18 protein-coding genes are annotated in these 14366 nt (G+C 37.4%); 4 read left to right on the top strand and 14 right to left on the bottom strand.

The features are described from left to right. Positions 1-27: 27 nt before the first annotated feature. From QUG14_RS28075 to ku, 4 genes are all read right to left on the bottom strand, one after another. Complete coding sequence (locus tag QUG14_RS28075; protein ID WP_289343743.1) at positions 28-231, bottom strand: cold-shock protein; 204 nt, start codon at positions 229-231, stop codon at positions 28-30. A gap of 132 nt (positions 232-363) precedes the next feature. Next, the gene (locus QUG14_RS28070; protein ID WP_132094519.1) at positions 364-564 is read right to left on the bottom strand and encodes a cold-shock protein; all 201 of its coding nucleotides are present in this window, start codon (positions 562-564) and stop codon (positions 364-366) included. A 239-nt stretch (positions 565-803) separates the two neighbouring features. Then, positions 804-1766, bottom strand: a complete 963-nt coding sequence (locus QUG14_RS28065; protein ID WP_289343742.1) for a nucleoside hydrolase — start codon at positions 1764-1766, stop codon at positions 804-806. 133 nt (positions 1767-1899) lie between these two features. Continuing rightward, positions 1900-2820 carry a non-homologous end joining protein Ku gene (ku, locus tag QUG14_RS28060; protein WP_289343741.1) on the bottom strand — a complete coding sequence of 307 codons (921 nt, stop codon included), beginning with the start codon at positions 2818-2820 and terminating at the stop codon, positions 1900-1902. Positions 2821-2949: 129 nt separating this feature from the next. Between ku and QUG14_RS28055 the strand changes: the two genes are divergently transcribed. Then, positions 2950-4782 (top strand): DNA ligase D, encoded by a 1833-nt coding sequence (locus tag QUG14_RS28055; RefSeq protein ID WP_289343740.1) that lies wholly within the window; start codon positions 2950-2952, stop codon positions 4780-4782. 461 nt (positions 4783-5243) lie between these two features. Here QUG14_RS28055 and dapF read toward each other — a convergent pair whose 3' ends face one another. The 6 genes from dapF to QUG14_RS28025 form a co-directional block, all read right to left on the bottom strand. Next, positions 5244-6224 carry a diaminopimelate epimerase gene (dapF, locus tag QUG14_RS28050; RefSeq protein ID WP_289343739.1) on the bottom strand — a complete coding sequence of 327 codons (981 nt, stop codon included), beginning with the start codon at positions 6222-6224 and terminating at the stop codon, positions 5244-5246. Between the two features lie 64 nt (positions 6225-6288). Beyond that, entirely contained in the window at positions 6289-7074 is a 786-nt protein-coding gene (locus QUG14_RS28045; RefSeq protein ID WP_289343738.1) for a hypothetical protein, read from the bottom strand. Positions 7075-7219: 145 nt separating this feature from the next. Further along, positions 7220-7999 (bottom strand): ABC transporter permease, encoded by a 780-nt coding sequence (locus QUG14_RS28040; RefSeq protein WP_289343737.1) that lies wholly within the window; start codon positions 7997-7999, stop codon positions 7220-7222. Next, positions 7996-8904, bottom strand: a complete 909-nt coding sequence (locus QUG14_RS28035; protein ID WP_289343736.1) for an ABC transporter ATP-binding protein — start codon at positions 8902-8904, stop codon at positions 7996-7998. Before QUG14_RS28035 ends, QUG14_RS28040 begins: the two co-directional genes overlap by 4 nt. Next, entirely contained in the window at positions 8904-9104 is a 201-nt protein-coding gene (locus tag QUG14_RS28030; protein WP_289343735.1) for a PLDc N-terminal domain-containing protein, read from the bottom strand. Before QUG14_RS28030 ends, QUG14_RS28035 begins: the two co-directional genes overlap by 1 nt. Before the next feature lie 103 nt (positions 9105-9207). Next, on the bottom strand, positions 9208-9531 hold the full coding sequence (locus QUG14_RS28025) for a DUF4870 domain-containing protein (RefSeq protein WP_289343734.1): 324 nt from the start codon (positions 9529-9531) through the stop codon (positions 9208-9210). 171 nt (positions 9532-9702) lie between these two features. Between QUG14_RS28025 and QUG14_RS28020 the strand changes: the two genes are divergently transcribed. Together QUG14_RS28020 and QUG14_RS28015 are read left to right on the top strand one after the other, a co-directional pair. Continuing rightward, complete coding sequence (locus QUG14_RS28020) at positions 9703-10827, top strand: amidohydrolase (protein ID WP_289344261.1); 1125 nt, start codon at positions 9703-9705, stop codon at positions 10825-10827. A gap of 312 nt (positions 10828-11139) precedes the next feature. Beyond that, positions 11140-11700, top strand: coding sequence for a GNAT family N-acetyltransferase (locus QUG14_RS28015; protein ID WP_289343733.1), 561 nt, complete (start codon positions 11140-11142; stop codon positions 11698-11700). A gap of 55 nt (positions 11701-11755) precedes the next feature. Here the strand turns inward: QUG14_RS28015 and QUG14_RS28010 are convergent, their stop codons facing one another. Then, the gene (locus tag QUG14_RS28010; protein ID WP_289343732.1) at positions 11756-11914 is read right to left on the bottom strand and encodes a hypothetical protein; all 159 of its coding nucleotides are present in this window, start codon (positions 11912-11914) and stop codon (positions 11756-11758) included. Between the two features lie 110 nt (positions 11915-12024). After that, on the bottom strand, positions 12025-12816 hold the full coding sequence (locus QUG14_RS28005) for an SDR family oxidoreductase (RefSeq protein WP_289343731.1): 792 nt from the start codon (positions 12814-12816) through the stop codon (positions 12025-12027). Between the two features lie 168 nt (positions 12817-12984). Between QUG14_RS28005 and QUG14_RS28000 the strand changes: the two genes are divergently transcribed. Next, complete coding sequence (locus tag QUG14_RS28000) at positions 12985-13449, top strand: Hsp20/alpha crystallin family protein (protein WP_289343730.1); 465 nt, start codon at positions 12985-12987, stop codon at positions 13447-13449. Between the two features lie 94 nt (positions 13450-13543). Here the strand turns inward: QUG14_RS28000 and QUG14_RS27995 are convergent, their stop codons facing one another. Both QUG14_RS27995 and QUG14_RS27990 read right to left on the bottom strand, forming a co-directional pair. Next, the gene (locus tag QUG14_RS27995; RefSeq protein WP_289343729.1) at positions 13544-13996 is read right to left on the bottom strand and encodes a FixH family protein; all 453 of its coding nucleotides are present in this window, start codon (positions 13994-13996) and stop codon (positions 13544-13546) included. 2 nt (positions 13997-13998) lie between these two features. Further along, entirely contained in the window at positions 13999-14286 is a 288-nt protein-coding gene (locus QUG14_RS27990; RefSeq protein WP_289343728.1) for a hypothetical protein, read from the bottom strand. Positions 14287-14366: the final 80 nt, after the last annotated feature.

Here is a 14366-nt window from a genome sequence, read left to right as displayed (position 1 = left end):
GAGGAATTTTCCCCTGCTTTTTGTTTTTTACATGAAATTTTTACTATGATTATGAATTACCTGCAGCTCTTTTGTGCTTAGACTCATTTCACTTTTGCATATTGGACAGAGGGGCACTTCAGTGCTCTTAAAATTGTCACGAATCCAGCATTTACAATTCTCTGAATTACATTCCCAAATTTTAGTTTCTTCTAGCTTAACTTCTTCATCATTTCTTCTACCAAACGCCAAAATGATCACCCCTTGTTCTTTTTGCAAAACTGTTTCTTAATACTTTGATTAAGTTAAAAAGGCAAAAATCATCTTTATAAAGATAAAAAGGTGATGCCTTATCAACGCACCACCTTTTTATTTTTTAATGAATTAAACAGCTTTTACGTTAGAAGCTTGTGGTCCACGAGCGCCTTCAACGATTTCGAAAGAAACTGATTGACCTTCTTCTAAAGTTTTGAAGCCTTCTGATTGGATAGCAGAGAAGTGTACGAATACATCTTGACCACCGTCAGCTTCGATAAATCCAAAACCTTTTTCTGCATTAAACCATTTTACTTTACCGTTATTCATGAGTAGTACCCCCAAAGATTTGTTTCACTTTAAGTCATAACCATTTAAAAAATCAAAAAGCCGCAATGCACTACTGGGTAATAGACATCACCCACATTCCGTGCAGTTACGACTACTTAAACCAATAAATATTTACACGAACTAAAAGCGTACCTTTATCATACCCTTTTATTCTCTATAAGTCAATTAATTTTATAGTATAGCATACTAACAAGCTACTATAAATAAATATAAAAAAATTATTTTTTTCCAAAATCCCCCTGTAAAAATGCATCCATAAAGTTTCTGACAAACTTGTGAATGTCAGCTTCCATACCGATATAATCTAAGGTTTGGGATGGCTCTGGATCTGGTTTTGGACGAAAATCAGCGATACTTTTTCCTTTTGCATTTCCAAATTCCTCCACTTTCACTCTTTTCGGAATGTATTTCACAATTTCAGGATTCGTTATCGCCATTAATGGGATAACATCATGCAGCGGTGCTCCTTTAATACCTGGTATATTTTTTTGATAGGCCTTAAAGTAGTAATCAAAGGAAGGTTTAATTAAAGGTCTAAATGGTGTAGGACTGTTCTCGTCAAGGAAATCGATAACTTCTGGTGTAATGAGCGCTTTATTCGTAATATTAAGGGGATATAAAAAAACATTATGTGCTTTTTCCATGACGATCCTTGCTGCAATCGGGTCAGAATAGAAGTTTGCTTCTGCTTCAGCGGTAATATTCCCTGGTACTAAAAACGCGCCGCCCATAATGTAAAACGCGATTACATCCTTTAAAGCATTGTCACCATATAAAATGAACATGAGTGCTAACTCGGTTAATCTTCCAACATTGACAATGATTAGGTTCCCTTTATACTCATTAACAATTTCAAGGATTTTATTAAAGTCATGTACCTTTACATCTTGTAATGTATCAGGTGGCTTGATTGGTCCTAGACCTTCTGGTCCATGTATCTCGGGATAAAATTGGACTGGTTCACCAGATAAAGGTCCAGCAGCACCAGCAATAATGGGAATATCCTCTCTGCCTGCTAAACTGAGTAAATACGCAGTATTCTTTACCGATTGCTCTTTAGGTGTATTTCCGTACCCACTAACAATACCGACAATATTTAAACCTGGATTTAATAGTGCATACATTATCGCAAAAGAATCATCAACTCCAGGATCCGCAAACAAAAGCACATTGTAAGCCATTGCCTCTCCCCCGCACATCTTCAAATTTTAATTCTTCCATAATAATATGCCATGTACTGGATTGAAAGTACTATCGGTCATAAGGCTAATTACTAAAAAAAACCGACTCGAGTTCCTCGAATCGGTTTCTTCCTTATGCTTCTTTTTTTACTTTTGGTGCTGCTTTTTTTCTTGGTGCCGCTGGCTTTTTGGCTATCGTATCCTTCTTTGTTACCGTTTCTTTCTTGATAGCAGTTTCCTTCTTTAAAGCTGGTTCTTTTCTTCCAGCCACTTCACCTTTTGGCTTCGTCCTATCAATAGACGCTTGTAGTGCAGCCATTAAATCTGTGACATTCGAAGGGGTTTCTTTTGCTGTTGGGGTAACCGTTTCTTGACCAGTTCGTTTTGATTCAATTAACTCGAGTAAGGCAGTACGGTATTCATCCGTATACTTTTCAGGCTCAAATCCTGAAGTTAATTGATCAATTAACATAATCGCTGTATCCAATTCTTTTTCTGTAACTTTATCGTCTGCTGGAACATTAGGAACATCTGAGGCCCGGCGCACCTCATCTGGATAATGGATCGTTTCCATTACCAACGTATTGTCATATACACGAATCACCGCCATTTGTTCTTTTGACCGGATAATAATTTTTGCGATTCCCACTTTTTTAGATTCTTGAAGAGCTTTTCGTAATAAGGAATAGGCTTTTCCTCCACCTTCATTGGGGGACATAAAATAACTTCGGTCAAAATAAATCGGGTCAATTTCTTCCATTTTGACAAAATCAATGATTTCTACTGCCTTGTCTTCGTTTTCCTTCCGGAGTTTTTCGAGTTCATCATGGTCTAGAACCACAAATTTCCCTTTTGTATACTCGTATGCCTTGACGATGTCCTCTGGCTTTACTTCCTCTTCACACACAGTGCAAATTTTCTCATACTTAATTGGAGCATGGCATTTATTATGCAAGGTCCTTAGTTTTATGTCTTTATCTTCAGTCGCTGTATGAAGCTTAATCGGTATATTCACCAACCCAAAACTAATGCTGCCTTTCCACATCGTATGCATCGTGTAATTCTCCATTCTTTTTGTTATTATTTTGGGTTATCTCTTTAAAGTAATTCCTAAAAACATTTGGTAAAGGATGATTTATAGTGGTTTGTAACAAAATATAAAGAAAAGAAAGGAACTACACCTATGAAACCGATGCTGCCAACACTAACCTTTGATCTTACCCCTCAACCTGATTGGCTGTACGAGGTTAAATATGATGGGTTTCGAGCTGTTTTAAATTGGGATAAGCATGGGATAACGTTAACCAGTAGGAATGATAAACCATTACTCTCTCAGTTCCCAGAAATCAAGGAATACCTCGAGTCCCAGGAGGAATTATTTCAACCATTTCTTCCCCTTCGTCTTGATGGTGAGCTTGTCTTTCTTGAAAGTCCATTTAAGGCCAATTTTTCGACCATTCAGGTTCGCGGTAGAATGAAAGCAGCCAAAAAAATTGCTGAACAAGCAGTTAAATCACCTTGTCGACTTATGGTTTTTGATATTCTTATCTTGGCTGGAAAACCGATGCATTTAACTATGTTTGAAAAACGTAAGGAAGAGCTAATTAGGTTATTTAATAAACTTAATCTCCCCATTGAAGCAGACCCCTATAGCGAAAATCTACTACAGCTTGTAGAGGCATACCCGGATTTTAGTGAGGTATGGGAACACGTCGTGCTTCATGATGGAGAAGGGATCATTGCAAAGCATAAAAACAGCCTTTGGGAGGAAGGGAAGAGATCCTTACAATGGTTAAAATACAAAAATTGGAAATTTGTTTCTTGCTTTATTACTGCATTTGAAAAAACCAATGGGTACTTTTATGTAGGAGTGTATAAAGGAGGGAACATCCATGGAATTGGCCAGGTCCTTTTTGGTTTTAAGCCGGATGAAAAGTCAGCACTGCAAAGTACCATTAAGCAAAATATGGTTAGTGAAGATAGTCAATTTATCTATGTTGAGCCGGCTATTTGTATTGAGGTTAAGTATCTAGAACTTTACGATAACCAGTTGAGAGAACCTCATTTCCACGCCTTTCGCTTTGACTTAAAGCCGGACGAATGTACATACGAGCAATTTATCTTTAAGCAAAAAAACCTACCAGAGGATTTGGAGATTACCCACCCTGATAAGCCGCTCTGGAAGAATCATGATATCCAAAAGGCAGATTTCATTTTGTACTTAAGGGAAATATCTCCCTATATGCTCCCTTTTCTAGAAAATCGGATCTTAACGGTTATTCGTTATCCGCATGGAATGTTTGGCGATCCATTTTATCAAAAGAATTGTCCAGATTATGCACCAGAGTTTGTCCAGACACATCAAGATGAAGGAATAGACTATATCGTTTGCAACAATTTAAAAACGTTGATTTGGCTCGGAAATCAGTTAGCAATTGAATACCACATACCCTTTCAAACCATTCACAGTAAGGGTGCCAGTGAAATTGTGTTCGATTTAGACCCTCCATCAAAGGATGAGTTTCACTTGGCTGTTAAAGCAACGCTGTTGATAAAAGAGGTTCTTGATCAACTGAATTTAATTGGATTTGTTAAAACTTCTGGAAATAAAGGATTGCAAATCTACTTACCGCTGCCTGAGGACGTGTTTTCCTTTGAAGATACACGTTTATTTACAAGCTTCATTGCTGATTATTTGATTTCAAAGGATCCAGATTCTTTTACTATTGAACGAATGAAGAAAAATCGCGGAAACAGGCTTTATGTTGATTATGTCCAGCATAGTGAAGGAAAAACGATTGTGGCCCCATATTCCATGAGGGGGAATGACCATGCAGGGGTGGCTACGCCCCTTTACTGGGATGAAATTACTGAAAAATTGAATCCAGTTGACTTTACGATGGAGAATGCCTTAAATCGAATACGAAAGCAAGGGGACCCGTTTAAAAATTATTTTCAAACAAAATCGATACAGGCATTTGAACCGGTGTTAGAAGTATTGAAGGCGAAGAAATAACATTGATTAATTACCTATTCATAGTGACCGGTATCTTGCTTTAAGTTCGGTTTCGGTCACTATAGAGATTTCCAGGCTCCTGCCATATTGACCCAAATGCATTATCTACATGCTCTTCGGGCACTCCAGCCTACCTGCATTGACCCAAATCCCATTTCTGCACGCTCTTTGGTCACTCCAGCCTACCTGCATTGACTCAAGTCCCATTTCTACATGCTTTTCGGTCACTCCAGCCTTCCTGCATTGACCCAAATCCCATTTCTGCACGCTCTTTGGTCACTCCAGCCTACCTGCATTGACTCAAGTCCCATTTCTACATGCTTTTCGGTCACTCCAGCCTACCTGCATTGACCCAAATCCCATTTCTGCATGCTCTTCGGTCACTCCAGGATCCCCCCAATCTAGTCCATTTAAAAATAGATAAGGTCACATAGAATCTCTATGTGACCTTTCCCCCATTATTACAATCCAGCTTCCCGAAGATACGCTTGAGCTTCTGCCTGTAGTTTTTCATAGGTTTGCTGCTCAGCAAATTCTTCTTTAGAACGAACCGTAAAGGTTTCGCTTCCGAGGTCAACTTCAACACCAGCTTTGTATAGGTACGTTGCATTTCCAATCAAATCAATGTAATAATTCTCGTCATTTTCATGGACGACGCATTGCACTTTTCCGCCGTTATTATAAACATTAATCGTCTCTTCCACGCTATTTAACCCCTGTAGGCATGTTACTAGTGACGATGCTGACATGGCTGTTCCACAAGCATTTGTGAAACCTACCCCGCGTTCAAAAGTATTTACATAAATACTGCCCGTTTCCAGTGATTTTACAAAACTGACATTCACCCCATCAGGGAATAACTCATTGGGATTATTCACTTTTTCACTTATTTTCTTCTGAATATCTGATTTCATTTGCTCAGTTTCCACCACAGAGATTAAATGCGGATTCGGAACCGCAAGCGCAGAAAACGTTAACTCTTCTGAAAGCTCAGGTATTTTTTCATTTATTAAGTTTGGTTCATTTATATTCAATGGCAAATCACTCAAAAGAAACGAAACCGGTGAAATTTCCACTTGGTACGTTGTTAAACCTGGATAGATATCCTCTTGTTTACTGACCTTTAAATCCGCTTTCATTGTTTCAATTATCGCCTCATTCAGCCCCAGCATTTCACACACATATCTGGCAACTAATCGAAGACCATTCCCACACATGGAAGCTTCTGACCCATCTGCATTAAATACCCTCATTCTTCCATCAGCATGATTGCTGTTCATAATATAAAGGATACCATCTGCGCCTAAATCAGAATTTCGATTACATAATAAAGTGGCAAGTTCTGCCCTTTCATTGTCTGAAAACGAATAAGAATTCGTTATTTCATCGATTAAGAGAAAATCATTTCCTGAACCATGACCTTTAATTAACTCAATTTGCACGCCAAATACCTCCGCAATTTTTATACCTTATTCTATCAAATATTAGGCAAGATTTACACAATCCTTACCTTTCAATAAAATATTCATTGATTAAAAAGGACATCCTTAAAAGCTTGTCCTTTTCTGATAAGGTTTCTGAAAGTGAAAGAACGGGAGTATTCGATTCAGGAAAGCGGCCGCTCCATTCAACAGGCATCCACCCCCGCCTGAGTTGTCCGACCAGCTGCTTAGATTGATTATAGACACGTTCGTCCATAAAATAAGCCGAACCTTCTACAGAACCAATAAAACGACCTTTTTCATCCATTAGTTCTTTCTTTTTTTTGAACAAAGTTATTTTTTCTTTTTCATAGCAGCCGATATAGTTCTTATTTTGATCATACACCTCGATAATTAATGACTTTTTCTGCTTTATGTTAAAAAAACCAATCATCTTGTCTTGATTATTATAAAGTGCATATATTCTATGTTTCCTAAACAGAATTAAACCTTTTTGTCTATATTTCTTTATCATTCCTGCTTGATGTCCATCCGGAAAAAAAAGATTCACACAGGGCTGTTGGTGGTTCATAAAAACGACAACAAGATTTCTCGCTTCAAATATATCCCGATAATTGCTTGGGGATAGAGGCATGTTTCTCTCAATCGAAATTGATTGTTTCAATCTAAAAAGATAGATTTGAAAACTTATCAGGCTGTAAACAACAAAAGGTATCGTGAATAACATCAATTGCTCATCTCGAAAATAATATAGATTTCCTACACCGATAAAAATGGCCGGAACTAGCGATGCTATACTTCCATTCAACGTAATATTGGCATTACCACGGTAAAATTCATTTATTTTCATTGTGAAAACTCCTTATCTGTCCCTCTTATATTTATTCTATTAATCATTGACAAAAAAAATGATAGGAGTTTTTTCGTAAATTACTAGAAAAAAAGAAGCCATTTGATGGCCCCTTCACTTATTGCTATATAGCTTCCAAATAGTTTCAAGATGCAAGCTCTTTTTTCTTAAATAGGAATACACTTAACCATAGTAGAATGACAATGGCTAGGATGGCCAATAAACCCGTTGGCATCGTATCATCCGGAAGTTCCCCCACTATGAGCAAAGCACTCGCATAACTCGTTAATTGGGATGGGCTCCATTCTAGTAAATGAGAGAGTGCGCCGCTAACAATACTAACTACTAGTGTCAATGCCAAAGAAATAAAACCTGCCATACCCGGCGCTAAGAGAGCCGAACTAAGGAATACAGTGACCGTTAACACAACCGTCAACCACAATCCAAATAAAACAAACGACTGCAGGAATTCCCCAAAATCTACCCACTCAAATAACTGCCCAGTATAATACCAAGTTGATAGATATCCAATAAATAATGAAAACCATACTAATAAAAGACTGCCCGCCCATTTAGAAGTAACGTAAGAAAAATAGGAGACTGGTTTTACTAAAATCATTGCTGCCACACCACTTTTTCTTTCGCCTGCAATGACACCCATTGTACCTAAAACAATGATTAACACCCCAATCGTTGAGTATTGGCTAAGACCTGAAGCAAGTACCGCTCCAGCTGTTGGTGGTAATATATCAATTACTGATCCTTCAGGCAAGCCGCCAAATGATTTAATGATTTGCGGCAAATAATAACTCGTTAACGGTTCTGAAACACCTAATAGTATGAAGGTAATAGGAACCCAGATCCATTTTAAATTTCTCCACATTTCAAGAATCTCTTTTTGAAAAAGCGTCAACCACTGGCTCATTTCCCCACCACTTTCATAAATACATCTTCAAGTGTCATACTGCTCACTTCAAATTTATCCAAATGCCAGTCATTTTCAAAAATTAATTTTAACAACTCTTTTCTGGCTTGCTCTACATTCGTAACAAACACACTAATCACATTTCCATTTACTAAAATGGATTGTGTTAAGGAATGATTTTTGAGTGCACTTTCCATCTCACCGGTTTTCTTACGGAATATAAAGTCTATTTTTGCTTGTTGGTGCCGCTCACGTAATTCCTCCATTGTACCGGACTCTACAATTTCTCCATTATGTAAAAATAATATCTCATCACACACTTCCTCTGCATCATTGAGAATGTGAGTCGAGAAAAGGATTGTTGTTTCTTTTTTTAATCCTTCGAGCAGTTCGAGCACTTCTCTTCTCCCAAATGGATCTAGCGCAGAAACCGGTTCATCCAGCAAAAGGAGCTGAGGACGGTGAATAATTGCTTGTGCGATTCCGAGCCTTTGTTTCATCCCGCCAGAGTATTTACCTACTCTCCGGTTTTTCGCGTCATTGATTCCAACAAGTTCAAGCAATTCCAAGGAACGTTCCTTCGCTTCTTTACTAGTTAATCCTGCAAGCTTTCCAACATACTGAAGAAATTCTAAACCAGACATCCACTCATAAAAAACAGGAAACTGTGGTAAATATCCTATTAAATGGCGAATATCGCCGTCCTTTTTAGCATCACTAAATGTGATAGACCCTTCAGAGGGCTTCATTAATCCTGATAACATGCGAAGTGTCGTCGTTTTACCTGCACCATTTGGACCAAGGAGGGCAATACACTTGCCCTTTTCAAGTTTAAAGTTCAGTCCCTTTATTACTTCATTACCTTGAAAATTCTTTTTCAGTTCTTTAATTTGGATGAGAGACATCAATCATTTCTCCTTCCAATAACAAAATAAAGAATGGGACCAATTATATTTACAAAGATGATAATAAACACCCAAAGAAGTTTGGGACCATTTGTCTTTTCAATTCGTGATAAATCAACGAGTGATACGATTAGTAAGATTAACTGGATAATAAATAATGGAGCAATTAATCCCCAGTTTAGCCCTTCTAATAATTCCATTGAAAAATTCCCCCTTTTATACTTTTTATAAAGATATGACGTTTGAACTATAAAAACGTTCAAAACCCAGCAAATTTTTTTTTGCTGGGCTGGGTGGTCTACCTTATTTAATTACTCTAAAAACTAAAGGGAATCGATATTCATTTCCTTCATAAGCCTTTACTGCTGCGATGATTGTAAATACTAGTGCCATAATTCCCAAAATCCATAATAAGAAAATACCAACGAGGAGGAAGACTAAGATTCCACTTATTACTGAATAAACTGTGTATGAGATGAAAAAGTTAAAATATTCTCTTCCATGATAATTAATAAATGATGACTCATCTTTTTTGATTAACCAAATAACAAGTGGCCCAATAATAGGAAAAAAAAGACTAACTACATAGAGAATGGCGGCAAGCATTCTTTCTTCACTTTTTACCATTTTAGGATTCCCCCAGTGGAAATAATTTTTTCTATCTTTCCCTAATACTTACGCTGATACCAGAAAAAGGTTTCGTAATTTTTAAAAAAATCATTTAATTTCACTATCACTTCAACAGAACTGTTGATAAAATAGTAAAAATACTATTATAACTGTGTAGAAAGGTTTATTATCATGAAAATACTTCTGAAAAATGCACTGGTTTATCCCATCACATCCCAACCGATTCAAAACGGGGATGTCTTGGTTGAAAATGGAAAAATAATAAACGTAGGGAAAAACCTCAATACCGATTCATCTGCAAAAATCATTGACTGTAATAATCAATATCTTTTACCAGGGTTTATTGATGTTCATACTCATTTAGGATTATACGATGAAGGAACTGGATGGGCTGGAAATGATGCAAACGAGACTGCGGAAGCAATGACACCCCATATAAGAGCTATAGATGGTGTTTACCCGTTAGATCCTGCTTTTTCTGACGCAATTAAAAGTGGAATCACAACAGCACATGTCATGCCTGGAAGTGCAAATGTAATTGGAGGAACCACTTCTGTTATCAAAACGACGGGCAAAAATGTTAAAAAAATGATTGTCCAGGAAATTGCTGGTCTAAAGCTTGCATTGGGAGAGAATCCAAAAAGAATTCACAGTCAGGGGAATAATGACTCAATTACAAGAATGGGGATCATGGGAATGCTGAGGGAAGCGTTTTATAAAGCAATCCACACAGATACCCCTGAAGATCTGAGAGTAGCGCCACTGGTTATGGCTTTAAAGCGAGAAATTCCTGTTAGAATTCATGCTCACAGGGCTGACGATATTATCACTGCATTACGTCTCGCTGAAGAGTTCAATCTAGATTTAAGAATCGAACATTGTACAGAAGGACATTTAATTGCCAGTGAGTTATCTGGCATGAACTTAAAAGTTTCTGTCGGTCCGACCTTAACTCGGAGATCAAAAATTGAACTAAAAAACAAAACATGGAATACGTATCAAGAGCTTACTAATAACGGTGTCGAAGTTTCGATAACAACCGATCATCCTTACACCCCGATTCAATATTTAAATATATGTGCGGGCATCGCTGTCCGCGAAGGTCTATCGGAGCAAAAAGCACTTGAAGGAATCACCATACTGCCAGCAAGGAACCTGAAGATGGACACTCATTTGGGAAGTATTGATGTAGGAAAAGAGGCAGACCTAGTACTATGGAGTCACCATCCTTTTCATTATTTAGCAAAACCAAAATGGACGATGATAGCAGGAAATATAGTCTTCAAAGAATAGTAGAAATATGCCGAAATTTGCCAATAAATAATCTCGAAAAAACAACAAAAAACCTATTTATTTTTTTTATTTTTTCTTGTATGATACTCTAAGTGACACCGAAATAGGCCTAAAAATCTGGGGGTAAATCACATTATTTTTCATCAACAAAAAAAATGATATAGGGAAGGCAAATGGTGCGCCACCAGTAATACCTGGTTCTAGTGGGTTCGATTCCCACCCCGAAATTTTTTAGTTTATCTGAATAAAAAATTTCGAGGGTGGGCCGCTTCTTTAGACATGGGATCGGATTGCCCGATGGAGGGAAATTCAATGCTTAAGAAACGAGATCTTCATGACAGCCATGTATTATTTGAATTAATGTCGCATCCAGATGTCTTCCCTTTTGTGCGCCAAAAATGCTCTTCTTATGAAGAATTTATCTTTATGACGAAGCAAACCATTGAGGCTGAAGAGCGCGGTGAATGTATTTCACGGACGATTCTTGATGAATGGGGTGCCCCAATTGGTACCATTAATCTTTTTGATATCGAAGATAATGCAGGTTTTCTAGGTACTTGGCTAGGAAAGCCATATCATGGAAAAGGTTACAATAGCCCTGCAAAGGAAGCCTTTTTTCAAGAAGTTTTTTACAATATGGGGATTGAAACCATCTTTATGAGGATTCGTAAAGTAAATATCAGGTCTATTAAGGCTGCAGAAAAACTGCCTTACGTTGTTAAAGCAAATGAAACCAGAAAATCACTATATGAGCAACTGAATGCCAATGGTGATGTGTACGATTTATATGAAATCCCTAAAGACCAATACTCCTTCTACCTCATGAGAAATGGTGCTGCCCAGGAAGAACCTTCTCATTTGTTAGAGGCATAAGTTAAGAAGCAATCGGCATAATGCCAATTGCTTCTTTTTTTATAATAAAATAGTATTAATCCGTTACATCTTGTTCCATTCCTGAATTAACTTCACTAATACCCATGTGGAGCAAAAATTCTTCTAATTCCTCATTCGTTAATGTTTCAAAACGACCATCATGAAAAAATACTTGAGTTTGGTTTGGATTTATACGATTCACGTTAAAACTCATTTTATTTTGCTCCTTTCATAGATGTTTACATCTATTATCCACAAAAGGTATGCATTTTATCCCAGACTATCGAATTGTTCAAAAAATTGTAAAAGGAAAGACTTATTGTTCTATTTTGATGGATCTGGCAGTATTGCTTGAGTATATGCTTTTCCTAGGACATCCATTCCGCCTGTTACGGGAATGATACTCCCGGTAATAAAGTCAGATTTCTCATCAATCAGGAAGGCTATAACTCTCGAGATATCCTCACCCGTTCCCACTCTTCCTACTGGCACTGTTTCAGCTGGGATGGATTCATCGATACTTTTCTCCTTCCAGCGAGAAATAATATCACCGGGGCTAACCATATTAGCAGTAATCCCAAAACTTGCTTCCTCAATCGCTATTGTTCTAGTGAGTGAAGCCAGAGCTGTTTTTGCAGCACTAAAAGCTGATCTGTACACCCAGCCTGGCGCGGTATCCACTCGGTCAAAACCCATGGTGATGATCCTTCCCCAGTGCTGCTTGCGCATAGATGGGATGATCTCTTTTGATAAATAAAAAACGGCATTTAAATTCCCATTTATTAAATAATTCCATTCATCAATAGAATACTCCGTCATTTTTTTTCGTTCTTGTACATACGGTCCTGCATTATGAATCACTACATCAATCGAGCCAAATTCTGAAATAGTTTGATTAACAATCTGTGCGCAGTCGGACTGATTTGCCACATCTCCCTGGATGCAAATGATTTTATTCCCAAATTTCCTTTCCAGCTCTTGAGATAAAAGAATAGCTTCGTTTTTACTGTTTCGATAATTTATTGCTAACTGATATCCTAGTTCGGCAAGCTGCCATGCAGTTTTTTCCCCTAAACCAGTAGCCCCACCAGTAATTAAAGCCGTTTTACTCTTCACGAGCCATTATCCTCTCCATGTTTTTCTTTACTATATGACTCTATTGCTTGGTTATATATACAAATTTATTTGTTGGCTTGCCGGTTATTTATAACGCATTGAATCTTTTAAGCATATTATAGGGTATCAATGCCCAGAAAAGAGTTTGCAAAAAAGGTGGGGGTAGTTATGTTTCCGTGGAATTTTTTCCCTTTTAATAAAGACATGAAGAATAAGCTGCAACATATGAAACCAGATGAAATTGATCAATTTATTAAGGGTATTATGGGAAATGTAATGTCATCTCAATCGGGGGGAACAATGAATTCCCAGGACACGGTGAATCCTTATCGCCCCCAACCCTTTCAGCAGGCAAATGGATTGAACTCAACAGCCTTTGAAACACATGATTCTGTTTTTGTTAGAATTCCGCTAGAGGATGAGTCATTACTAAGAAAAATACGAATTTATCACACAGCCAATCAGTTGTTGCTAGAAGATATCCCCAATCAAGGAAATAAACATCAAATACCTCTTCCTGCAATGGTTAAAAAGAAGGGATCTTCCGCTAAATATAAAGATGGAATACTCGAAATAAAATTAATAAAATCCTATGAAATTCAATATTCCCAAATCGATGTTTCAGAATTATAAGAAAAAGACAGCATATACTTCTCGCTGTCTTTTCCATCCTAAATTAGCTCCAGCGCCTAGCCCCTCGGGGTCAAGGCGCTTCCACTTTTTGTTGCTAATGCCCTTCCATATTCATGTCATCTTTTGATTCGCTTGGATCTTCCGGTTCACTCGGTGTACCAACAACAAACACTTCCTTAGGCATATTATGCATGTCTCTTGCGGTAACATGTGAAATAATATAATATGTTCCTTCTTGTTGAAATGTCTTTTCTAATCGATAAATTCCATCCTCTGAATGTTCCACGGTAATTTTTTCATGTTCTTCATCTTTGGCACGCCATATTTCAAATTTTACCTCATCTGCATCCTCAACATTTTCGTCTCCCTGCGTTACCTTTGCTTCAAAAACAATGGGTTCATTTGCCTTTCCATTCTCAGGGGTAACAGTCAAGTTCACTTCTACAAATTCAGGTAATTCATCATTTGCTGGATGTTGTTTATTATTGCATGCACTGACTAGTAAGAAGGCTAAAACCATAAGACTTAAGAATAACATTTTTTTCATGTCTAACTCTCCTTTAATAGTTCCTCCATAACACCATTGTGCACACGGATAAGAGATACTTTTGCTTCATTTGAAATGGTCGCCATTGTAATTCTGTTAATAGCAAGATAGTATTTTTCATATTTATTCTTTCGTATTCTCGGATGAGAATTCTCATCAAGTAATTCTCTTTTGATAGCTTCTTTTAACGTCTCTTCACTGCTATGATCGCTGGAAGCAAGCAAACGATTATTCCAAATCATTCGATACTCACCTAATAATTCATCAAAATTGATATTTCCTATCGTCAATAACTCCACCTCCATTTACCCTCAATTGCATTGTTACATACTTTCCAACATTATTGCAAAAAATAAAGGTATTAAATCCG

This window comes from Neobacillus sp. CF12 (assembly GCF_030348765.1).
Taxonomy (GTDB): Bacteria; Bacillota; Bacilli; order Bacillales; family Cytobacillaceae; genus Neobacillus.
The sequence above is the reverse complement of the archived record's forward strand: the minus strand, read 5'-3'. Positions and strand labels throughout refer to the sequence as shown.